A 24,831-nucleotide genomic window follows, 5' to 3' on the forward strand; every position below is an offset into this window, starting at 1 on the left:
ACAAAAAGAAGAGGTGTAAACCGTTATAAGAAAACTAAAAACATTATTAAGTTGGAGTGCCTTATTCGTAAAGTCCATAAAAAAATAAAAGACATTCGTACAAATTATTTACATCAAGAAACTGCTAAACTGGTGAAAGCCAAGCCAGAGTTTGTGTGTATGGAAAATTTAAATATTAAAGGTATGGTTAAAAACCATAAATTAGCAAAATCCGTACAAGAACAAATGTTTAGCGAGTTTCGTAGAATAATGGAATATAAATGTAAATGGAATCATATTAGGTTTATAGTAGCAGACAGGTATTATCCATCAAGCAAGACATGTAGTGAATGTGGATATATTTTAGATAAGATGTCTTTATCAACAAGAAAATGGGTGTGTCCTGAATGTGGAATAATGCATGACAGAGATATAAATGCAGCTATAAATCTAATGAAATATGGAAAATCAGTATAATTCACTTAACGAATTATGTTGGTATGTACGGTGTCGTCACATCGGAATTTAAGCCTTTGGAGAGTCATACCAAACGCAAGTAGGATTCCGAAAGCGGACTCTATGAATAAGGAAAAGAACATAAAAGTTATAAATTTTATAACTTTTTATAAGTTTCTTATAACGGAATTATTATGCTATTAAAAAAATTAACTGAGGCAATTGGAGTTTCCGGAAATGAAAAAGCTGTTAGAGACATTATTATAAAAGAAATTGGTAATGATTGTGAAAATATTGCCATCGACCGTATGGGAAATCTTATAGCTCTCAAAAAAGGTACAGAAGGTAATGGAAAAAAAGTGATGCTGGCAGCGCACATGGATGAAGTTGGCTTAATCGTTACAGGAATCACTGATACAGGGTTTATTAAATTTAAGCCTGTCGGAGGTATCGATGCCAGAATTTTAGTTTCCAAGAAAGTTGTTATAGGGGATAATAGAATTCCAGGGGTAATTGGTCTTAAAGCAATTCACCTGCAGGAACCCGGTGAAAGAAAACAGGCTGTAAAAGTTAAAAACCTGTACATAGATATTGGTGCCAAAAACAAAGAAGATGCTGAGAAAAAAGTAAACTTAGGGGATTATATTGGTTTTGATAGCAGCTGCGTTGAGTTTGGCAATAACCTGGTTAAGGCAAAGGCCCTGGATGACCGCGTAGGTTGTGCAATTCTCATTGAAATGCTAAAAGAAAGATACACATTTGATTTATATGCCTGTTTTACCGTCCAGGAAGAAGTGGGATTAAGAGGTGCCGGCGTGGCGGCATATACAGTCAGCCCTGATTTAGCACTTGTCGTAGAAGGGACCACATGTTCAGATGTTCCAGGCGCAGAAGAACATGAACATGCAACAACTCTGGGGCATGGTCCTGCCGTATCTATCATGGATAGAGCATCCTATTCCAACAAAGGTTTATCCCAGCTTCTATATAATCTGGGAAAAGACAATAATATCAAAGTCCAGTATAAGCGGACTACTTTTGGAGGTAATGATGCAGGCAAAATCCATTTAACAAGAGAAGGTATTCCAACTGCTGCTATTTCAGTACCTTGCAGATATATCCATTCACCGGTATCGGTTATGAATTTGGACGACTACGAAGGATGTAAAAAAATTGTCCGGTTATTTTTACATGAGATTGGGAAAAAAGAAATTAATAAATGGGAGGAAATAAAATGATTGATTTACTAAACAAACTGACACAAACCTACGGCCCTTCTGGAAATGAAGAACTGGTAAGGGAAGTTATTATGAATGAGATTAAAGAATATGTTGACGAAATAGATATAGATCCCTTAGGTAATTTAATTGCCAGAAAAAAAGGGGATGGGAAAAAATTAATGTTTGCAGCCCATATGGATGAAATAGGGCTGATTGTCACATATATTGACAAAGAAGGTTTTCTGAGATTTTCAAATGTTGGGGGAGTCTCCCAATACTATTCCCTATTTCAGAGAGTAAAATTCAAAAATGGTATTATAGGAATCCTGGGATATGAAGAAAAGATTGAAGAAATGAAGGATTTAAAAATTGAGAAGATGTATATTGATATTGGCGCAAAAAGTAGAGAAGAAGCAGAAAAACTTGTGAATATCGGCGATGTGGCCTGTTTTGCAGGTGATTTTCACTATAACTTAAATAAGGTATCTTCCAAGGCTTTGGATGACAGGCTGGGATGTTATATGTTGATTGAAGTGATTAAAGCATTAAAAAATCATTCCAATGACCTTTATTTTGTCTTTACCGTCCAAGAAGAACTCGGACTAAGGGGTGCCAAAACATCCGCTTTTTCTGTAAGTCCTGATTATGCCATTGCGGTAGATGTAACTGACACCGGCGATACTCCCGGTTCAAAGCCAATGGCATTAAAACTTGGAAGAGGCCCTGCAATTAAAGTTAAGGATAATTCAATTATCACCCATCCCTTTGTCCGTACTTTAATGATTGATACAGCAAAAGAAACGGGTATTCCATATCAGCTGGAAGTTTTAGAACGCGGAGGTACCGATTCCGGGGCCATACATCTTACAAAAGGCGGAATACCTTCAGGCGTCCTCTCTATTGCTACAAGATATATACATTCTCCTGCAGAAATGGTGGACTTTGATGATGTTAAAAATGGAATTGCTTTATTAACTGCAATTGCAGCTAAAGAAATATAAAATCAGTATTCCACACATGATACTACTCAACCTCTATGGTACATGTAAGATATTTAATGCGATAAATATACAAACAAATAAAGCAGGATTTTAGCAGGTTTATGTAGAATATAATGTATAATATATATGTAATGTAAATTCTTTGATGCAATACATATAGTAATAAATACACTATAACAAAAGAGTGGGGTGGGGTCATGAATGTTACATTTTTAGGGGCGGCAAAAACGGTTACAGGCTCATGTTACTATCTTGAGGTTAATAATAAAAAAATACTGGTGGATTGTGGCCTGTTTCAGGGACATGAAGGGGATAGGGAATTAAATTATGAGCCGTTCCCGTTTCGTATGGATGAATTGGATTATGTGCTGCTCACTCATGCGCATATAGACCACAGCGGCAGAATTCCAAAGCTATATAAAGATGGTTACAGGGGTGAAGTTATTGCAACAAAAGCCACTGTTGAACTATGTGAAATCATGCTTCCTGACAGTGGACATATACAGGAGATGGAAATTGAATGGACTAACAGAAAAAGGTTAAGAGCAGGAAAAGCTCCTGTAGAACCTTTATATACGTATCAGGATGCCATTGATTGTATATCTGTTTTTAGAAAAGTATCCTATGATGAATTTATAAAGCTTCAGGGAAATATTACAATCCGGTTTAGGGATGCAGGGCATATTTTAGGCTCGTCCATTTTAGAAATGTGGGTGAATGAAAATGGTCATGAAACTAAAATCGTGTTTTCCGGGGATTTAGGTAATAAAGATATGCCTATACTGCGCGACCCAACCATTATAGATAGTGCCGATTATTTATTTATCGAATCCACTTACGGTGACAGGTTGCACCATCAAAATGAAAACAAGGTAGAAAAGTTTGTAGATATTATTATTGAAACAATCGAAAAAGGAGGCAACGTAGTAATTCCTTCTTTTGCTGTAGGACGTACACAGGAAATTATTTATGACCTTCATAAACAGTTATCTAAATATGATGAAAAAATTAAAAAATTGTTCAATATCCCCGTATATGTAGATAGTCCATTGGCAATTTCAGCAACGGAGGTATTTAGAAACAATTTGGACTGTTATGATGAAGAAGCCAGGGAATATGTAAAAAATGGGGATAATCCTTTGGATTTTCCGACTCTTAAATTTACGACAACGGCAGAAGAATCCAAAGAATTAAATGAAAAAGATGAAAAAATGATTATTATTTCTGCCAGCGGTATGTGTGAGGCAGGGAGAATCAAACATCATCTAAAGCATAACCTCTGGAGACCTGAATCAACAATATTATTTGTCGGCTACCAAGCTGAAGGAACGCTGGGAAGAAAAATACTGGATGGGGCAAAAAAAGTGAGAATTTTTGGAGAAGAAATTTCTGTTAATGCGCGAATTGAATCCATTGACAGTTTTTCCGGGCATGCAGACCAAAAAGGCTTGTTGGATTGGATAGATGCCTTCAAGGATAAACCAAAGAAAATATTTATTATCCATGGGGAAGCGAACAGCCAAAAAATATTTGCAGAAAAGATTCAGCAGCAGTTTAATATAGAATGTATCATACCTGATAAAGGTGAAACCTTCTCCATTACACCAAATAGAGTAATTACTGCAGCAACTGCTAATGAACAGGATAGGAAATATAGATATTCACGTCTTCAATTGTTAGAATATACCCGGTTAATTGAAGAAGAAGTACTGGAACTTTCTGACTTTATAAAAAATACTATCACTAAAGAAACTGATGATATTATGGTAGAAAGTTTATTATATAAACTTAAAGATTTAGAAAAAAATCTTCGTACATTGGTTAAATAGTACTTTATTTTTTTACCGAAATATTGTAATATATTCATAAAGATTTCCTAGAGAGTGCTATAAATAGAAGAAGGGATGCGACTGAGGAACCGTCACCTGTCGCATCCTTTGTAGAGCGGAGAGTATGGTAGCGATAACAGTAAAAACAAAATAATGTAGTATGGGAGGATGGTTATATGTTAAAATTCATATTTGTGGTACTTTACGTAGTACTTATGCTGGGAATAGGTTTTGTAAGTATGAAGAAGGCATCTACTTTACAAGACTTTTTTTTAGGCGGAAGAAAAATGGGACCATGGATTTCCGCTTTCGCTTATGGAACAACATATTTTTCTGCAGTTCTATTTATCGGTTATGCCGGTAAAATCGGATGGGGTTTTGGTCTCTCTTCAGTATGGATTGGTGTAGGTAATGCACTGCTGGGAAGCTGGTTGGCTTGGGTTATCCTGGCCAAAAAAACCAGGGATATGACACACCGGTTGGACGCTTCTACAATGCCCGAATTTTTTGAAAAAAGGTATGACAGTAAAGCGCTCAAGGTCTTTTCCGCTCTTATTATTTTTATCTTTCTCGTCCCTTATTCTGCTTCGGTCTATGCAGGACTAAGCTATTTATTTGAATCAGTATTTGGTATCCCATATGTTTACTGTATGTTGTTTATGGCTATCTTGACTGCAATTTATCTTGTATTAGGCGGATATGTAGCCACGGCGATGACTGACTTTATCCAAGGGATCATCATGATCTTCGGTGTTATTATAATGATTGGATATGTACTGACAAATCCTGCTGTTGGTGGTTTGACGGAAGGTATGGCCAGATTGTCACAAATTCCTAAAGATGGTGCGCGATTGGTCAGCTTGTTTGGTGGGTCCAACTGGCTTGGATTATTATCTCTTATCGTATTAACCAGTTTTGGAAGCTGGGGCTTACCCCAGATGATTCATAAGTTTTATGCAATAAAAGATGAAAAATCTATTTCAAAAGCAACAGTCGTATCAACCGGTTTTGCAGCATTAATTGCGTGCGGTGCTTATTTCGTAGGTGCTTTTGGAAGACTGTTCCTGGACAATCAGGTGCCTCTGACAGGTGGAAAACCAAATTATGATATTATTATACCTGAACTGCTAAAAATTGCTCTCCCGGAAGCTGTATTAAGCATCATATTGCTTTTAGTTTTATCGGCATCAATGTCTACTCTCGCTTCCATCGTCCTTACATCAAGCTCGGCGATTGCAATTGATTTGGTACAGGGTTATATATTCCCCAAGATGAAAAAAGAAATTAAAAAGGAAACAGTAATGCTTTTAATGAGAGTATTATGCCTTGTATTTATTGTATTTTCCTTTATTGTTGCATATAAGCCTAATGCAATCCTGGTTCTCATGTCGTTTTCATGGGGAACTGTTGCAGGGTCATTTATAGGACCGTTCTTGTTCGGACTTTACTGGAAGGGTACTACTAAATTGGGTGCATGGGCAGGTATGCTGGGAGGATTCTTAACCTCCATTATTCTTGCATTATCTAGTAATTTGAATGCTTCACAGGCGCCAATGTTCGGAATGATTGCAATGCTTGTTTCCATCATAGCGGTTCCTGTAGTAAGCTTCATTACCCCTAAGCTGTCACACAACCATATAGTAGAAATTTTTAATTCCAAAGTTAACGAAAACAATAAGGTTGGTTTGGATTTAGATTGATTAAACCAATCTCTTAGCCTTGGAGTTTTCGCTTTTGAAATGAACTGGCACAACGTATATCCTGTAAAGGTTAGAAGAGAACGCCTTCTAACCTTTATATATTATATATATTGATATATAAGGAAATAGTTTGCACCCAAAACAGTGGACAAAGGTGCGCAATTGTTCTTTAATGAAGAAAGGGGTCAATTGTATTATGTTTTGGTCAAAAGAACAAGAATGTATTTCCAGAGATGAGTTAAAAAAACTTCAATTATTTAGACTGAAAGAAACGATTAAAAGAGTTTACAACAATGTTCCTTTCTATAGAAAACGGTTAGACTCCATAGGGCTTTCACCTGAAAATATCTCTTCCCTGGATGATTTAAAAGAAATTCCTTTTACTACAAAGGATGACATACGTGAGCATTATCCTTACGGACTGTTTGCTGAGCCTATGAAAAAAATAGTGAGGATACATGCTTCTTCCGGTACTACCGGCAAGCCAACGGTTGTAGGCTACACCAAAAATGACCTGAACACATGGTCGGAATTGGTGGCCAGAGTCATTGTGGAGGCCGGTGGCAATGAAGACGACGTGGCCCAGGTAGCTTTTGGTTACGGGCTGTTCACCGGAGCTTTTGGCCTTCACTACGGCCTTGAAAAAATAGGGGCTGCTGTAGTACCCTGTTCGAGCGGTAATACCGAAAAACAGATAATGCTGATGAAGGATTTTGGGACCACATTGCTTGTCAGTACACCATCCTATGCTTTATATATGTCAGAAGTGGCTCAGGAATTAAATATAAAAAGAGAAAATTTAAAGCTCCGTTTAGGATTATTTGGCGCTGAGGGTTCTACTGAAGAGATGAGGAATGAACTCGAACAGCGTTGGGGAATAGTCGCTACAGAAAATTATGGATTGAGTGAAATTATCGGTCCGGGAGTTTCGGGGGAATGCATTTATAAGCAAGGTATGCATATCGCAGAAGACCATTTCATTCCTGAAATAATTAATCCGGATACAGGAGAAGTTTTAAACTGGGGTGAAAAAGGTGAATTAGTTATTACTACCATCACCAAGGAAGGATTTCCATTATTACGTTATAGAACAAAAGATATCACATGGTTAACTGATGAACCCTGCCAATGTGGCAGAACACTCGCCAGGATGGCAAAAGTCCAGGGCAGATCCGATGATATGTTGATTATCAAAGGTGTTAATGTATTTCCTTCTCAAATTGAAAGTGTGCTGATAGGACTTGAGCATATCGGACCTCACTATCAAATTGTTGTACGAAAAAAAGGATTTGTAGATACCCTGGAAGTTTTGGTTGAGCTCATTGACGGCAGTATGCTTGAAAAATTTAGCGAGCTTGAAAAATTGGAGCATACAATCAGGCATAAGCTCCACACAATCCTGGGACTGGATGCAAAAGTAAGGCTGGTTGAGCCTAAAACCATAGAACGTTCCATGGGAAAAGCGAAGAGAGTGATTGATTTGAGAAATAGTTAGTAATGCACCCAGCATTCAGCAAATTATGGACTTATCAATATAGTAAATGTTATAATACTATTAATTATACGTAATATACTGTTCGCAGTTCATGGTTGGGTTTTTAAAGCTCGGAACTTAGAACTTCGAACTCGAAACTACGATTAGGGGGGTTCTTATGAAAAAGTTAATGTTAGGTAATGAGGCAATTGCCAGGGGGGCATATGAAGCCGGCGTTACCGTCGTCTCTTCATATCCTGGTACTCCAAGTACTGAAATTACCGAAGCAATTTCCAAATACGATGAGATATATTCCGAATGGGCACCCAATGAGAAAGTTGCAATGGAGGTTGCAATTGGTGCTTCTATTGGTGGTGCCCGGGCAATGAGTGCAATGAAACACGTAGGTCTCAATGTTGCCGCAGATCCATTATTTACCTGTTCTTATACCGGTGTAAATGGAGGTCTGGTGTTTGTCGTAGCTGACGACCCTGGAATGCACAGTTCTCAAAATGAACAGGATAGCAGGCATTATGCCAAGGCATCAAAAGTGGTGATGCTGGAACCATCCGACAGCCAGGAATGTAAGGATTTTACCATAAAAGCTTACGAGCTGAGTGAAAAATACGACACTCCGGTTATCATAAGACTTTCAACCAGGGTATCCCATTCACAAAGTTTGGTTGAAATTAGTGATAGACAAAACATCCCTTTAAAAGAATATAAAAAAGATTTTCAAAAATTCGTTATGATGCCTGCAATGGCACGTAAAAGACATGTATTTGTAGAAGAAAGAATAAAAGCTCTGAAAGAATATGCAGAAAATTGTGAACTTAATAAAATAGAATGGGGAGACAAAAAAATTGGGGTTATTACCAGTGGAATTGCTTACCAGTATGCCAGGGAAGCCCTTGGTAATGTTTCTTATTTAAAGCTTGGCATGGTATATCCGCTCCCTGAAAAACTTATTGCTGATTTTGTAAGCCAGGTAGACCAGGTTTATGTCATCGAAGAGCTGGACCCGATATTTGAAGAACATTGCAAAAAATTAGGGTGTAAAGTAATCGGTAAAGAACTATTACCTATTCTCGGAGAATTAAGCACCGAAATTATAAAGGAAAAAATATTGGGAATTAAAGTAGAGAATAAAATCAAACCTAATGAAGAAATTCCGGTCAGACCGCCTGTAATGTGTCCTGGATGTCCTCATAGAGGAATGTTTTATATTCTTAAAAAGTTGAAACTTGTAGTAAGCGGAGATATAGGTTGTTATACCCTCGGTGCATTACCACCGCTGGAATCCATGGATACTTGCATTTGTATGGGTGCCAGTGTGAGCGCTGCATTAGGTATGGAAAAAGCCAGAGGAAAAGAATTTAGCAAAAAGCTTGTTGCCGTTATTGGCGATTCGACATTTATACATTCCGGTATTACAGGTTTAATTGATATCGTATATAATAAAGGAGTTTCTACAGTCATTATATTAGATAATTCCATTACAGGTATGACAGGACACCAGCACAACCCAACGACAGGATTTACAATCAAAGGAGAACCTACAAAGCAGGTTGATCTGGTTAAGCTTGCTAATGCAATTGGAGTAGAAAGAGTCAGAGTGGTTGATCCTTTTGATTTGGATACCTTTGAAAAAGTAGTTAAAGAAGAGGTTGCAGCCGAAGAACCTTCGGTAATTATCTCACAACGTCCCTGTGCACTGTTGAAACATGTTAAATTCGATGGACCGCTTTCAATCAATCAAGACAAGTGTACAAGCTGTAAAATGTGTATGCGCCTGGGCTGTCCGGCCATTTCAAATCAGGATGGAAAAATTAGGATCGACATAACTCTCTGCAACGGTTGCGGTTTATGTGTTAAAGTTTGTAAATTTTCAGCAATAGAAAAGGCGGGTGATATCAATGGCTAATACATCCGTTATGATTGTAGGGGTAGGTGGCCAGGGTACTTTGTTGGCCAGCAGGATTCTCGGAAATGTAGCTATAGATCAAGGGTGTGATGTAAAGGTTTCCGAAGTGCATGGCATGGCCCAAAGAGGTGGAAGCGTTGTAACATATGTTAAATATGGTGATAAGGTATATTCTCCTGTTATTTCAGAAGGAGAAGCAGATATCATACTGGCATTCGAGAAACTTGAGGCATACAGGTGGCTGCCTTATCTGAAAAAAGAAGGAAAATTAATCATTAATACTCAGAAAATTGATCCTATGCCGGTAATAGTGGGTAATGCAAAATATCCTGAACAAATCATAGAAAAAATAAATCGTTTGGGCGTTAATGTTATACCGGCAGATGCATTAAAACTTGCTTTAAAAGCCGGAAATGTTAAAGCAGTAAATGTTGTTCTACTGGGATTGTTGGCCAAATATACTGATATTAGCAAAGAATCATGGATTAAAGCAATTAAGGGAACGGTTCCCGGTAAGTTCCTTGATATAAATATGGCGGCTTTTGATTTAGGTTATAATTTAGAAGAGTAGAGGAGGAGCTTCAATGAATTGTTGGAACCCGACATGTGAATGCATGTCACGGGATGAGATGAGAAAATTACAATCTGAGAGGTTAATCAACACCGTTAGAAGAATATATCACAATGTGCCTTTTTACCGGAATAAGATGCAGCAAGCAGGTTTGGTCCCTGAAGACATAAGATCTGTTGAAGATCTACGTAAATTGCCTTTTACTTATAAACAGGACCTAAGGGATACTTATCCCTATGGCTTGTTTGCAACTCCATTAAGTGAGATTGTAAGAATCCACGCTTCTTCAGGTACTACAGGAAAACAAACGGTAGTAGGCTACACCAGGAATGATATTGCCACATGGTCGGAAGTAATGGCAAGGACTCTTACCGCTGCTGGAGCTAATAAAGAATCCTTTATTCAGGTTGCCTATGGTTATGGACTATTTACGGGGGGGCTGGGCGTCCACTATGGCGCCGAAAGGATTGGAGCCTCTGTTATTCCCATATCCGGTGGAAATACAAAACGGCAGGTTCAAATAATGAAGGACTTCGGTACAACTATTCTGGCCTGTACACCTTCTTATGCCCTTTTTTTGGCTGAAACCCTGGAAGAAATGGGGATCAGCAAAGAAGAACTTAAACTTAAAGCCGGAGTTTTTGGTGCTGAACCGTGGACCAATAACATGAGAAAAGAAATTGAAAGCAAATTGGGAATCATAGCAATTGATATTTACGGCCTCAGTGAAGTCATAGGCCCGGGCGTTGCCTATGAATGTGCATGTCAGAATGGACTGCATATATCAGAAGACCATTTTATCCCTGAAATTATAAACCCTGAAACGGGAGAAGTGCTGCCGGAAGGCGAAAAAGGTGAGCTGGTATTTACAACGGTTACAAAAGAAGGGTTGCCGCTTATCAGATATAGAACAAGGGATATTTCCTCTCTTACCTATGAGAAATGTGATTGCGGCAGGACATTGGTAAAAATGGCCAGAGTATCCGGACGTACCGATGATATGTTAATTATTAGGGGTGTAAACGTATTTCCATCTCAGATTGAAAGCGTTCTTTTAGAAATAGGTGAAACTGCGCCACATTATTTATTAATTGTGGACCGTGTAGGAACATTAGATACTTTGGAAGTATTAGTGGAAATGTCGGATAAGTTATTCTCAGACGAAGTAAAACGCTTGGAAGAACTTGAAAAGAAAATAAAAAATGCCATTGAAAGCACATTAGGTGTTACAACCAAGGTTCGTCTGGTAGAGCCTAAAACCATTGAACGAAGTGAAGGAAAGGCTAAGAGGGTTATTGATAAGAGAAATTTGAAATAGCGAGGAAATGGTAATTAGATGGTTGCAAGTAAGCCTAAACTATATAGTTCACCTATTTACAGGCTCTTAGCCTTGGAACTCCTTAATTCTTGGAGTATAGGTGAACTGGCACAATGCGTTATATTATAATCTCTTTAAAGGAGGGCATATTTTTATGTTAGTAAAACAAATTTCCGTATTCCTGGAAAACAAGTCGGGAAGATTGGCTGAAGTTACCAGCATTTTAGGAAACAACAACATTGATATCAGTGCCTTATCTATTGCAGATACTACAGACTTTGGCATCCTCAGGTTGATTGTCAATAAACCCGAAGAAGCGGAAAAAGTTTTAAAAGAAAATGGTTTTACCGTAAGCTGTACCAACGTTATTGCAATTGCAGTTGTAGATGAACCGGGTGGATTGGCAGCTGCATTAAAAGTATTAGATAAAGCTGCTATCGGAATAGAATATATGTATGCATTTGTAGGCAAAACCACTAATGAAGCTTTAGTGATTTTGCGTGTCGAGGAGCCTGAAAAAGCAGTTGTTGAATTGGATAAAAACAATATCAGAGTACTACCGTCTGAAAGAGTATATGAGTTATAAATTGAGCATATAAAGAAAAAAATGATACATGGAGATGTGTCTCCATGTATCATTTTTTTGTATTAATGATCTTTGATAGGCATGCGAATTTGAAATACAAGTATAGAAAAGACATTTCTGGTGTAAAAGATTTTATGTAGATACGGTAGTTTGCATTTCGACAATTTACGACTTGTTATGTCGAGTTTTGCGATAAATTTTTGTTATTTTTTGAAGGACTTTATAGCATTTCCAGAGAATAGGTTATCTATAACATAGATTATAATTTATTCACTGCAATGATTATAATTTTTGCTTTTTTACATTAAATGTATAGGTTGCTCCAATGCATATAGTACTAAACTATTATAAAATTTCAATACGCCATGCGTTATCGGTTAATGATTAGATTATATAATATCATAATCATAAAATCAAATTGTATTATTTTGATTATATGGTAAAAAAAATCAATTTTATAGATTGACAAATTTTTCTTACGATAGTATTATATAAATATAATATGTTTATGATATAGTACTAACTATAATAAATGAAAAAGGAGGTGGAGGAATGACTTATCATGAAATTATTATTACTGTTCTACTCAATGAAAACATACCAATGGAGAAAAGCTATGAAATAATATCCAGATTTATATCGAGAGCTATGCTGGGAGATCATCTGCTTAAGGAGTTGCATGAACAAAAAGGATATAAGCACTATGTTTTATGCAGCCTATATCCGTTAGAATCAGATAAGATTTATCGAAAAGGGAGAATGTACGCATTCAACCTTAGAGGGCTTGATGTCAATTTTATCCTAAAGATGAAGCGTCTAATTATGACGGTTCAAGAGGGTCCAATGAAGGCTATTACTGCAGAAATTCGACAGCAGCATTATCGTCCTATTAGGGAGATTTATACGCTAACACCGGCGGTTGCTACCATAAACGGTAAAAGCTGGACAAGAGAAGACGGCATAGGGTTATTGATGGAGAGAATTCACATAAATGCTATCAAGAAGCATAGAAGTTTCTATGGTGATTTGCAGGAACCTGCAGAAAATTTTATTGAAGTGATTGAACAGACAAACGATAAACCCATCAGAATCCGCTACAAAAATACATCCTTGCTTGGATGCAAATTAAATCTGATAGTGAAACAAGATGAACTCTCCCAGCGTCTTGCGTTTACCGTAATGGGTAGTGGATTGTTGGAAAAAAATACCATATGCTGTGGCTATTGCCGTGCCAAATAAGGAGGTGAAACGATTGATTTATGATTTGTTGGAATACTTTAAAGATAATCCGCGCAGCAACCAGCTAGTGATTGACCAATACACACTTAAGAGTGGTCTGTATATCCGTCTGAACAAAGACGATACCGAAAGTATGCTGGTAGTGAAAAAACGGGAAATACCCCAGGGAGAGCTGTACGACTGGTTTAAAAAGGCTGATTATTTTAGTTGTATTACCGATACCAACAAAGCATTTGATGCTCCTAAAAAAGTCATGCACAATAATAATTATTTTACCCTGTTTTTTAAAACAAAATCCTTACTGGAACAAGGAAAGCTGAAAGATGATTTTATAGATCATGTTCCTGTTTTTTACGATAAACTGATACGAAAGCTGGATAGTAAAGATGTGTTGGATTTTTCTCAAAAGGCTGGATTAGTTCCGGTGAATGAGGAGGCAATTATCCATAACAGGGATATCATTCTTGAAAAGCTGCCGGAAATCGCGAGAAAAGCAGTGGAACTTGAATTAAAAGATGATGACTATGTGAAGCTGTTTTTTGAAGAGGATATGGAAGCTTACCAGCGGGAATACATACGTTACTACTATCCTTATATCTTTAATAAAAATGATTTTAATATTGCGCATGGCGGCACCATATATGGGTTATCGGCAGCAAACATGGGGCTCAATACAAAGAAACCTTTTTTGGAACACAAAACAACCAATTTTAAGGTTCCGTTTCGTATCAGCCTTGAAGATGCAATGGAAGCAAAAAAGCTGTTTGAATGGTTATCAAACCAAAAGAATGAAGACGGTAAACCTATTAATGAAGGGTATATTCCTTTGACGGACAAAGCACTTATTACGCTGGAAGATAAAATTACCAACAAACGGAATATGCATTATGTACATGTGGAAAAAGGAACAGATACCGTTATTGATGATTACGATTTTTTACCCGGAATCACTGATGAGATTAAAAAATTCGAACCCATTAACTATCTTATGCTGGAGTATTATGATGCTCCTGCTACTTCATCCAGACAAAAAATGGAGCAGATGGTGGACAAGTATCTTTATGGTTTCAAACTAAAAAGGTATTATAAAACCAATCCCAAGGATATAAAAGGGCTTTCTCATAAACTGATGAACCTGTTGCTGCTTTCGCGCAAGGCGATGGAGGATTTTTTCATCAAAGGGGATGACCGGGCAATAAGTCATTGTGTAGACCGGATTACGTTAGGACTGGTAAAAGAGAAAATCAATGAAAAGGAAACGGTATTTTTTCATAATACCGGTTGTGCGATCAATATCCGGTTGGCATTGCTGAAATATTTTGACATAGGAGGTAAAAAGGATATGGGTGATAGAGTACGGCAAATGTTTGAGCGGCTTGCAGGCAAAGTTGACAGTGATGATGTTGCAGCCTGTGAGAATGACAGTGAATTTTATTTTGCAGCGGGACAGCTTGTACGGTATATTTTGCTACAAAGCGAAGCAAAGGAGCTGAATCATGATATGGTAGATGCTTTTCTCAATGCTGCAAAGGTAAAAAGGTTTAAATATGAATTAAAAGGCATTTATCAAAAATATAATCATGCACTTAAATTGCGGAGTAGGCGGTTCAATCATCTTCTCAGTATGGTGATGGGATATGACATTGAAGACCATGCACAAATCGACTATGATATGTTTTTAGCAGGTCTGGCTGCAAAAAATGTAATGTATATGGTGAAGGAGGAGAATGATCATGAAAATGAAAAATAGAGTGTACGGCGTAGTAGGAATTAAGAGCGTGATGTCCAATTGGAATGCTGATTTTACGGGAAGGCCTAAGACGATATCCAACGGCGATATCTTCGGCAGTGACAAGGCGTTCAAATATCCCATTAAACGCATGTGGCAGGCACAGGGTGAAAAAGTAGTATATATCAAAAGCTATAAAATAGAAAAGAATAAGCTTCAGCCCAACGATTTAAATGAACAATATACTAAAGTATTTGGCACTAAGCTGGATAAAAACACACCATCTCTTGAAGTGTTAAAAAATTTATTTTCTGCAGTGGATGTGATGAATTTTGGCGCGACGTTTGCTGAGCAAGGACAGAATATCAGCATTACCGGTGCAGTACAGGTGGGACAGGGAATGAACAAGTATGAGGAAACCAATGTTGAAACCCAGGATATTTTGTCTCCTTTTAGGAATCCGTCCAAGGAAGATGCGGACGCTTCCAGTTTGGGTACAAAAATCATTGCGGATGAAGCACATTATTTTTATCCATTTTCAGTGAACCCTCACAATTATGATGATTTCTTGAATTTGGGAATAGAAGGTTTTGAAGGATATACGGTAGAAGCCTATGAAAAATTCAAAAAGGGCTGCCTGATTGCGGCAACGGCTTATAACACCAACAGCAAATGTGGCTGCGAAAATGAGTTTGCTATTTTTATTAAGGTTAAAGAGAACAGTTTGCTGTATTTGGCTAATCTTGATACCTATATTGAATTTAGTAAAAAAGATGGTAAGAATTATATCGACCTTACAAAGCTGGCGCAGCTCTTGTCAAGCAAAATGGCAGAGATTGAAGATATAGAAATATATTATAATTCCATAGATACCGAAGTAGGACTTGCAGGACTTACGTGTAAGACCTATCCATTGTATTGATGGTGGTGGTAATGCAAATGGAAGCTCTAAAATTTACGCTTGCAGGAAAGAGTGCTTTTTTTAAAAAGCCCGATGTCAACACTAAAATTTATTTTACCTATAATAATATCCACAAGGTGGCATTGCTGGGCTTGTTAGGTGCAGTAACAGGATTGAGCGGGTATTATAAAGATGAAGCAACCGACAAAAAAGGAAAGCCGGAATTTTATTCAAGCTTATGCAATTTGAAAGTATCAGTGGTTCCCAATGCCTATAGAGGATATTTTACTAAAAAGATTCAGTATTTTAACAACAGTACAGGCTATGCTTCCGATGAAGAAGGAGGAAATCTGCAGGTCTTTGAACAGTGGTTGGAAAATCCTTGCTGGACCATTTATATATATAACGGAGGGATTTCTCAAGACTTGTGGAACAAGCTTTGTGATTATATTCAGAATAATAAGTGCGTATATATTCCTTATCTTGGAAAGAATGATCATCCTGCTGTAATCACCGATGCTGAAATGATAAAACTAGAACCGGTACAAGAAAATCATGTGGATTCACTGTTTCCCGGAAGTTTGGATCTCCTGGATGATACACAAGCATATCATGGAAGACCCTATATTTTTACCGAGTATGCGCCTTATGCATTGGAAGACAAATATAATTTCTATCTGTTAAAGCGTTTTATATATACAAATTGTCTGATTAAACAAACCATTCCGGATACTTTTCGCTACAATGAACTTGTATTGGCTTTTTACTAAGCTAATAATATGCAAGTATGACTGCCAAGAGAAGATTAATGTTTAAACATAATTAAGGAAGGGGTATTTCAAAAGAGTGTTTTGAAATACCCTTCAGCTTAAAGGAGCGATGAAAATGTACACGCTTTGTTGCATGGACAGTATTTTAGATAAGGCTCCCTATTGGGCCCATACGCATGAGAAAAAAACAAATGAACTTCTTGCTGAACACATGCAAAAATGTATGGATTATTTTGATCTTTACTGCCGGAAAAAGGATTTGGATAAAATAATTAGAAATACCATTAAGGCTTGTGGTATCAGTGAAATACAGACTGCATATGACATGTTTGTTAACGCAATCTATATGCATGATATCGGCAAGATAAACCCAAAGTTTCAAAGAGATGTTTTGGGAAACTTTTATTTCAAGAAAAGCTATGATGGTGATACAAGACATTCAATGGCATCTGCTTTCATTTATATTGATATTTTATACCCTAAAATTAAATATAACAAAACACTTTCATATGTCTTGTTTACCTTTGCATATGTCATTTCAAGGCACCATGGTTCGCTGAAAAGTGCTGATGAATTTTTGCAGCAATTGAGTGACCTTGAAGGGTTGAATTATTATTCGCACCAAGCGGAAGAATGGATTGAAGATATCATAAGCACGGAAGAGGGCTACAGCCAAATCAAGAAAATGCTTAAGCTGAACGAAATACCATTCTATATATTAAATAAGCTGCTTTTTGCTATGATTACCGCCTGTGATTACTGTGCCACCCATGAATATATTAATGGACAAGCAATGGATATAAATGTGATTGAACATATTGATATGATGCGGAATACATATCAAGAAGGTGAGATTTACAAAGGGATACAAGCATATAAGCAGGATTCAGATTTTTTTGCGGATTGTCCTATCAACGCGCTTCGTAGTGAAATATTTTTGGAAACAGAAAAACGGTTAGAGGAAAATGCTTCGGAGAAGATATTCTATCTTGAAGCTCCTACCGGAAGCGGAAAGACAAATATGTCCATTAATCTGGCACTTAAGCTGATTGAGATGAATAAAGAAATCAACAATATTTTTTATGTTTTCCCTTTTAATACCCTTGTAGAGCAGACAGCGGGTGTTTTAAATCAATACTTTCCTGAAGAAACAGCAGTAATCAACTCCATTACTCCAGTAATTATGGAAGAGGATGATGAAACAAGCACCTCCTACGAAAAGGCTTATATAAACAGGCAGTTTTTTAATTATCCTATTGTAGTTACTTCTCATGTTAATTTATTCGGTGCCTTGTTCGGCTGTGACCGGGAAAATGGTTTTGCACTTACCAAACTATGCAACAGCGTTGTGATTCTTGATGAAATACAAAGTTATAAAAACAGCATATGGCGGCAAGTGATTATGATGCTGGATAAGTATGCACATTTATTAAATATTAAGATCATCATTATGTCGGCGACATTGCCTAAAATGGATAGGCTTTTGGGAGAAGAAAGTAAAGGCTTCATAGAGTTAGTAAAGGATGTGGATAAATATTATCAAAATCCATTGTTTAAGGATCGTGTAAAGCTTGATTTTTCCATGTTGTCAGATAAGAAGATAGATTTGAATGCGCTTGCGAACAAAGTACTGGAATTTAAAGACAAAAAGGTATTAGTTGAATTTATAACTAAGGGAACTGCACGGGAATTTTATAATATCTTAAAAGATAGGTGCGAATCTGTAGAAGAGCTAACCGGAGATGATAATAAGCTGAAACGCCATGAAGTAATTGAAAAAATTAAGAATCAAAAGAGTATTATTGTCGTTGCTACCCAGGTAATTGAAGCAGGAATTGATATAGACATGGATATAGGGTTTAAGGATTCTTCCATTCCGGACAGTGAGGAACAGTTTCTTGGGAGGATAAACCGTTCTTGTAGAAAAACGGGATGCATTGCTTTCTTTTTTAACTACGATAATCCACAGGTGGTATATAGAAATGATGCTCGAACCAATTATCCTATTACAGACAAAAAGATTTCTGAAATGTTGAAACAAAAGAAATTCGGAGAAATATATAATTTGGTCTTAAAGGATGTTTTTAATAAAACAGAACTATTGAATAATCAAAACATTTCTTTTTTATTAAGAGCGGCACTTATGTCAGATTTTGAGAAAATAGCAAAACAGTTTCGCTTGATCGAAAGAAATGCACAATTATATCTTGCATATCAGATGAATACAGGTGAGGAAATCATAGATGGTCGAGAAATTTGGCGTAAGTTTAAGCAATTATGCTTAGATAAAGAAAAAGGATATGCTCAAAAAAAGGTGGAGCTTTCAAGGCTAGCTGAAAAGATGTCGTATTTTACATATAACGTATACAACATTGAGAATAAAAACTTCGGATGCGATGACGAATTTGCAGGTTATTATTATATTGAAAACGGCGAAAGGTTTATTACCGATGGTAAGTTTGATCGAAAGGCTTTTTCAGCGGAATTTGGAGGGATGTTTTTGTAATGCTTACCGGTACTATTGTAAATTACTATTTTCACTGTAAAAGACAGTGCTGGCTGTTTTACAATAAGCTGAATATGGAAGATAATTCAGAAGATGTACATATCGGACGGGTATTGCACGAATTAAAATTGGGAGATTCCCCGGATGCAGCTATTGAGAATGTCAAACTTGATAAAATCACTCCTGAATATGTGATTGAGATGAAAAAATCCGATGCAGATTTAGAAGCTGCAAAAGCACAGCTTATGTTTTATTTATTAAAATTGGAGAGCAAAGGAATTATGCGAAAAGGACGGCTTGAGTGTATCGAAAAGAATAAGCAAGATAAGAAAGTGCATATTGTTGAGCTGACTGATGAAAATAGACAGAAGTTTGAGTTGCTTTGCAGAGAGATTGAGAACTTCTTAACTTCTCCCACTCCTCCTGCTGCAATAAAAGAAAACAAATGTAAGAAATGTGCCTATTATGAATACTGCTTTGTTTAGGAGGGAACGTTGTTGAAAGAAGAAGCAAGATATATTTTTTCCAAGGGTGATTTAAGCCGAAAGGATTTTTCAATACAATTTAAAAATGAAAAAGGAAATATGTATTTACCCATAAAGGACACAAAAGAACTATACTGTTTTAATGAGATTACACTTAGCACAAAATTACTGGAATTGCTATCGAAAGCGGGCATTATTGTACATTTTTTTGGGTACTACGAAAATTATATTGGTACATTTTATCCTAAGGACTATCTTTTGAGCGGGCGGTTAACCGTTGCACAGGCACAGGTTTATGCAGAAAAAAGGATGGAGATTGCAAATGCAATTATCTGCGGCATTGCAAATAATATTCATTTTGTTTTATATCATTATTACAGGCATGGAAAAAAAGATTTAAAGCCATTTCTAGATTGGCTTAAACATGATGTTGGCAGGTTGGGATCATCAGCAAATAATATTAAGCAGTTGCTTTCTATTGAAGGTGAGATTTGGGCAAGATTTTATGCTAGTTTCAAATTTATTTTACCTGAAGAGTTTATTATGAATAAGAGAGTAAAACGTCCGCCGGACAATCCGATAAATGCGCTGGTGTCGTTTGGAAATTCCCTATTATATAGTAAAACGGTATCACAAATCTATCACACACATTTGAATCAAACAATTTCTTTCCTACATGAGCCTACAGAAAGACGTTTTTCGTTAAGTTTGGACCTGTGCGAGGCTTTTAAACCAATTATTGTATTTAAAACTATATTTGAATGTATCAATAACAGAAAAATATCTGCTGCCAAACATTTTGATAAAAAACTCAACTATGCAATGCTTAATGAAGCAGGGAAGAAGATATTTATTGATGCTTTTGAGACGCGGATAAATCAAACATTTGAACATCCGGTGTTGAAAAGAAGGATTACATACAAACAGGCTATAAGACTGGATGCGTATAAGCTAATAAAATTCATTATGGAAGGAAAACCATTTAAACCTTTTAACGCGGAGGAAAATTTATGAGTACCCAGAAAAATTATAATTATGCTTTTTTATTCTATGATGTTGGTGAAAAACGAGTTCAGAAAGTGTTCAAAATATGCAAAAAATACTTTAAACATCATCAAAAGTCTGTGTTTCGTGGACATATTACTCCTGCAAATCTAATAAAGCTAAAAGGAGAGTTAAATAAAATCATCCGTAAAGATGAAGATTATATCAGCATTATCAAGTTGGTCAGCACGTCAGATTTTGAAGAAGAAACACTGGGGATATGTATCAAGCAATCAGAGTCGTTATTCATTTGACTTTTTCCAACCACAAGTGTAAAATTGACATATAATATATTGGTGTAACCATTACTATAAACAGGTTAGATGGTTTATACAAAAGTAAGAGGCATTTTATTAAGTGCACTTGGAAAAAATAGTAGCAAAATTAGAAATCATGCGGTATCATATACTATAGTTGCAGTACAAAACCTGCATTTTATTTTGGTAGAACCGAAACATACGATGTATTGAAATATAATATCAAAGATGTATTCAATGCAGTAATACAGTGTAGAACCGAAACATACGATGTATTGAAATTACATGAATAAGCTTATCGAAGCAAACAAGCAATAGTAGAACCGAAACATACGATGTATTGAAATTTAGCTGAATAACGCGGTCAAATAAGCCGTGTCGAAGTAGAACCGAAACATACGATGTATTGAAATTGGAGTTAAAGTTTCCGAACAGACGACTTCCGTTGGTAGAACCGAAACATACGATGTATTGAAATATAATAAGGTTTTCGCCTTCATAAAATAGGGCGTAAGTAGAACCGAAACATACGATGTATTGAAATATCTGTTTTTCTGTTATCTCGATCATGCTTAATCACGTAGAACCGAAACATACGATGTATTGAAATACAGTAAGGGTTACGGAAGTTCAGTTGATTAACACGTAGAACCGAAACATACGATGTATTGAAATACCCTCAATTTCGCGGCTGTGACTTCCTGAACGGGGGTAGAACCGAAACATACGATGTATTGAAATTAAATCTTTTCTTTAAGTTTGAATGGTTCCATTATTGTAGAACCGAAACATACGATGTATTGAAATTTACAAGCAATTCATACGGAATTTCAAGGGCTGCGCGTAGAACCGAAACATACGATGTATTGAAATATAAGACTAAAAATATTAAAGACATAGGAATAAAGGTAGAACCGAAACATACGATGTATTGAAATTCCAGCAGTATGTCGTTCCCTGGGCATGTTGCCTTTGTAGAACCGAAACATACGATGTATTGAAATAAGTGTAGACCAGTACTGATTGATAATATAATACGTGTAGAACCGAAACATACGATGTATTGAAATTAGAGTCTTTTGACTGCTGCAACAAGCATTTTCCTGTAGAACCGAAACATACGATGTATTGAAATACGCCCGGCACTGCGGGAAGCGCCGCTGGATCCGTTGTAGAACCGAAACATACGATGTATTGAAATGAAAAACATACTCTCTCAATTTTCTGCCCATCAGGAGTAGAACCGAAACATACGATGTATTGAAATACCACGCTCCAAAGCAATTCCACATTATAAAAAGCGTAGAACCGAAACATACGATGTATTGAAATATAAAATAAAATGTATCTCAATTTTAGAACCTGATTCCGTAGAACCGAAACATACGATGTATTGAAATATATCTGAACATGAGAAGTTGCAAAAGATTGAAGCTGTAGAACCGAAACATACGATGTATTGAAATCCGCAACACGTTGGGCGTACTACAAAGGTGTGCTTAGTAGAACCGAAACATACGATGTATTGAAATTTTTTACCGTATTTTGAAGTAAATTATAGCCCCTGTAGAACCGAAACATACGATGTATTGAAATATCTTTAAAACAGGTTTACCATTCGACCCTACTTTAGTAGAACCGAAACATACGATGTATTGAAATTTTTTTATCAAATATAACTTTGATCTTAACTACCTGTAGAACCGAAACATACGATGTATTGAAATGTTAATGGAAGAATGCAAATCAGAACAGGAAGCGCAGTAGAACCGAAACATACGATGTATTGAAATTTAAACACAAAACTAACTGACAAATTGGAGTCTACAAGTAGAACCGAAACATACGATGTATTGAAATAAAATTGCATTGGCTGTATAATCATTGCAGAATTTAGTAGAACCGAAACATACGATGTATTGAAATGTTTTAACCATTGTTTAACCTCCCTAAATTATATTAGTAGAACCGAAACATACGATGTATTGAAATTTGTATTACATTGTAAATAAATGGAAATAATATATAGTAGAACCGAAACATACGATGTATTGAAATGGCTTCATTGCTTTTAACTCCGTTTCCTCTGTTATTGGTAGAACCGAAACATACGATGTATTGAAATTGAACTCCCTAAGGTTTATTATTTACCTAGTGAACAGTAGAACCGAAACATACGATGTATTGAAATTTGCTCCAGCACGTTATAAAAACTATAGCGTGCTGGTAGAACCGAAACATACGATGTATTGAAATTTAAGTACCACAGATAAATCAACACCTGTTAAATCGTAGAACCGAAACATACGATGTATTGAAATCAAAAAAAACCTCCATTCTTAAATTAATCAAGCCTAGTAGAACCGAAACATACGATGTATTGAAATAAAATCAAACAGTGAAGGCAGATTCTTTAAAAAACGTAGAACCGAAACATACGATGTATTGAAATTCGAATTTAAGAGTAAGGTCTGCTGCGAGCATGGCTGTAGAACCGAAACATACGATGTATTGAAATTCTGTGACGCCTGATCCATATCCTTATAAGCAGTTTGTAGAACCGAAACATACGATGTATTGAAATTCCGGATTTGATGCTTTTACCACAGCAATGCTTAGGTAGAACCGAAACATACGATGTATTGAAATTATGCAAGCCATTTTCCTATATGTTTTCTTCTTATGTAGAACCGAAACATACGATGTATTGAAATATAACAGAAAACAGATGGAAATATGTTGCAGCGGATTAGTAGAACCGAAACATACGATGTATTGAAATGCGACACAGGGAGAAGTGGAAGTATTGACTAATGGTAGTAGAACCGAAACATACGATGTATTGAAATATTGCAGGAGTAAAAGGTTACAGCGAATGGCTAAAAGGTAGAACCGAAACATACGATGTATTGAAATTCTTGCTAAAAAAATAGAATTATATAAAACCGAAAGTAGAACCGAAACATACGATGTATTGAAATTTTTTTTCTCTCTTTGAGCATTTTGGTTGGTTTCAAGTAGAACCGAAACATACGATGTATTGAAATACTTTTAAAACAGGTTTACCATTCGACCCTACTTTGTAGAACCGAAACATACGATGTATTGAAATCGTCTGATATGTTGGCACCTATAACTGATGCTATAAGTAGAACCGAAACATACGATGTATTGAAATTTGAAAAGTACGCAAATATATAAAGAAATGGATAAGTAGAACCGAAACATACGATGTATTGAAATAAGACAGGAAAAAGGTTATTTTCTGCCATTTATTAGTAGAACCGAAACATACGATGTATTGAAATATAATGTACAATAAGAAGCTTAAAACGCTAAGTTCTCTTGAATTTATATCTACCGGTCAAAACGTGATACTCGCAGGGAATCCCGGTACAGGTAAAACCCATCTTGCGATAGGATTGGGCATAAAAGCTTGCCTTAAAGGCTATAAGGTGCTTTTTACGACAGTGCCTATACTAATAAACCAGCTTAAAGAGAGCCGTTCAGAGAAGAACTTACGGCTTTTGAAAATAGGTTTGAGAAATATGATCTGGTTATAGCAGATGAACTAGGTTACATTTCCTTTGATAAGGAAGGATCTGAACTGCTGTTTACCAATCTATCATTAAGGGCCGGGAGAAAATCAACAATTATAACTACTAATTTATCATTTGAAAGGTGGGGAGAGATATTTAAGGATCCTGTCATGACAGCTGCAATGATTGACAGACTAACTCACAAAGCTTACATAGTGAATATGAACGGTAACTCATTCAGGCTCAAAGAGACCAGAGAATGGATGCAGAAACAATAATTTTAACAACCATGTCATAAGAAGG

General features: G+C 36.4%; 20 protein-coding genes and 1 CRISPR repeat array. All 20 genes read left to right on the plus strand.

Features of this window, described 5'->3' with window-relative positions:
- The coding region (locus CIB29_RS03255; RefSeq protein ID WP_157910193.1) for an RNA-guided endonuclease InsQ/TnpB family protein at positions 1–456 on the plus strand (456 nt) is incomplete at its 5' end.
- A 173-nt stretch (positions 457–629) separates the two neighbouring features.
- Positions 630–1,673 (plus strand): M42 family metallopeptidase, encoded by a 1,044-nt coding sequence (locus tag CIB29_RS03260; RefSeq protein ID WP_094546738.1) that lies wholly within the window; start codon positions 630–632, stop codon positions 1,671–1,673.
- Positions 1,670–2,656: a M42 family metallopeptidase gene (locus CIB29_RS03265; protein ID WP_094546740.1), complete on the plus strand. Its 987-nt coding sequence runs from the start codon at positions 1,670–1,672 to the stop codon at positions 2,654–2,656. Before CIB29_RS03260 ends, CIB29_RS03265 begins: the two co-directional genes overlap by 4 nt.
- Positions 2,657–2,853: 197 nt before the next feature.
- A complete protein-coding gene (locus CIB29_RS03270; protein ID WP_094546742.1) occupies positions 2,854–4,485 on the plus strand; it encodes an MBL fold metallo-hydrolase RNA specificity domain-containing protein in 1,632 nt (543 codons plus the stop codon).
- Positions 4,486–4,661: 176 nt separating this feature from the next.
- A complete protein-coding gene (locus CIB29_RS03275; protein ID WP_094546744.1) occupies positions 4,662–6,185 on the plus strand; it encodes a sodium/proline symporter in 1,524 nt (507 codons plus the stop codon).
- A 196-nt stretch (positions 6,186–6,381) separates the two neighbouring features.
- Positions 6,382–7,680, plus strand: coding sequence for a phenylacetate--CoA ligase family protein (locus CIB29_RS03280; protein WP_094546746.1), 1,299 nt, complete (start codon positions 6,382–6,384; stop codon positions 7,678–7,680).
- Positions 7,681–7,837: 157 nt separating this feature from the next.
- Positions 7,838–9,583 carry an indolepyruvate ferredoxin oxidoreductase subunit alpha gene (gene iorA / locus CIB29_RS03285; RefSeq protein ID WP_094546748.1) on the plus strand — a complete coding sequence of 582 codons (1,746 nt, stop codon included), beginning with the start codon at positions 7,838–7,840 and terminating at the stop codon, positions 9,581–9,583.
- Positions 9,576–10,154 carry an indolepyruvate oxidoreductase subunit beta gene (locus CIB29_RS03290; RefSeq protein ID WP_094546750.1) on the plus strand — a complete coding sequence of 193 codons (579 nt, stop codon included), beginning with the start codon at positions 9,576–9,578 and terminating at the stop codon, positions 10,152–10,154. Before iorA ends, CIB29_RS03290 begins: the two co-directional genes overlap by 8 nt.
- Positions 10,155–10,167: 13 nt before the next feature.
- Positions 10,168–11,472 carry a phenylacetate--CoA ligase family protein gene (locus CIB29_RS03295; protein ID WP_094546752.1) on the plus strand — a complete coding sequence of 435 codons (1,305 nt, stop codon included), beginning with the start codon at positions 10,168–10,170 and terminating at the stop codon, positions 11,470–11,472.
- A 154-nt stretch (positions 11,473–11,626) separates the two neighbouring features.
- Positions 11,627–12,058 carry an ACT domain-containing protein gene (locus CIB29_RS03300; RefSeq protein WP_094546753.1) on the plus strand — a complete coding sequence of 144 codons (432 nt, stop codon included), beginning with the start codon at positions 11,627–11,629 and terminating at the stop codon, positions 12,056–12,058.
- A 552-nt stretch (positions 12,059–12,610) separates the two neighbouring features.
- Positions 12,611–13,297: a hypothetical protein gene (locus tag CIB29_RS03305; protein WP_094546755.1), complete on the plus strand. Its 687-nt coding sequence runs from the start codon at positions 12,611–12,613 to the stop codon at positions 13,295–13,297.
- 13 nt (positions 13,298–13,310) lie between these two features.
- Complete coding sequence (locus CIB29_RS03310; protein WP_094546757.1) at positions 13,311–15,047, plus strand: hypothetical protein; 1,737 nt, start codon at positions 13,311–13,313, stop codon at positions 15,045–15,047.
- Positions 15,031–15,948, plus strand: a complete 918-nt coding sequence (locus tag CIB29_RS03315) for a type I CRISPR-associated protein Cas7 (RefSeq protein ID WP_094546759.1) — start codon at positions 15,031–15,033, stop codon at positions 15,946–15,948. Before CIB29_RS03310 ends, CIB29_RS03315 begins: the two co-directional genes overlap by 17 nt.
- Before the next feature lie 17 nt (positions 15,949–15,965).
- Positions 15,966–16,697 carry a type I-B CRISPR-associated protein Cas5b gene (gene cas5b, locus CIB29_RS03320; protein ID WP_094546761.1) on the plus strand — a complete coding sequence of 244 codons (732 nt, stop codon included), beginning with the start codon at positions 15,966–15,968 and terminating at the stop codon, positions 16,695–16,697.
- Between the two features lie 115 nt (positions 16,698–16,812).
- Complete coding sequence (cas3, locus tag CIB29_RS03325; RefSeq protein ID WP_198543732.1) at positions 16,813–19,203, plus strand: CRISPR-associated helicase Cas3'; 2,391 nt, start codon at positions 16,813–16,815, stop codon at positions 19,201–19,203.
- On the plus strand, positions 19,203–19,688 hold the full coding sequence (locus CIB29_RS03330; protein WP_094546765.1) for a CRISPR-associated protein Cas4: 486 nt from the start codon (positions 19,203–19,205) through the stop codon (positions 19,686–19,688). Before cas3 ends, CIB29_RS03330 begins: the two co-directional genes overlap by 1 nt.
- Positions 19,689–19,700: 12 nt before the next feature.
- Positions 19,701–20,702 (plus strand): type I-B CRISPR-associated endonuclease Cas1b, encoded by a 1,002-nt coding sequence (gene cas1b / locus CIB29_RS03335; RefSeq protein ID WP_094546767.1) that lies wholly within the window; start codon positions 19,701–19,703, stop codon positions 20,700–20,702.
- Positions 20,699–20,986 carry a CRISPR-associated endonuclease Cas2 gene (cas2, locus tag CIB29_RS03340; RefSeq protein ID WP_094546769.1) on the plus strand — a complete coding sequence of 96 codons (288 nt, stop codon included), beginning with the start codon at positions 20,699–20,701 and terminating at the stop codon, positions 20,984–20,986. The genes cas1b and cas2 overlap by 4 nt, the downstream gene beginning before the upstream one ends.
- A gap of 189 nt (positions 20,987–21,175) precedes the next feature.
- Positions 21,176–24,297: direct repeats of the CRISPR family, unit length 30 nt; unit sequence GTAGAACCGAAACATACGATGTATTGAAAT.
- A gap of 3 nt (positions 24,298–24,300) precedes the next feature.
- On the plus strand, positions 24,301–24,552 hold the full coding sequence (locus CIB29_RS19420; RefSeq protein ID WP_278335820.1) for an ATP-binding protein: 252 nt from the start codon (positions 24,301–24,303) through the stop codon (positions 24,550–24,552).
- A 17-nt stretch (positions 24,553–24,569) separates the two neighbouring features.
- On the plus strand, positions 24,570–24,806 hold the full coding sequence (locus CIB29_RS19425) for an ATP-binding protein (protein ID WP_278335831.1): 237 nt from the start codon (positions 24,570–24,572) through the stop codon (positions 24,804–24,806).
- Positions 24,807–24,831: the final 25 nt, after the last annotated feature.

The sequence above is a fragment of the Petroclostridium xylanilyticum genome, assembly GCF_002252565.1.
In the GTDB taxonomy this organism is placed as follows: domain Bacteria; phylum Bacillota; class Clostridia; order SK-Y3; family SK-Y3; genus Petroclostridium; species Petroclostridium xylanilyticum.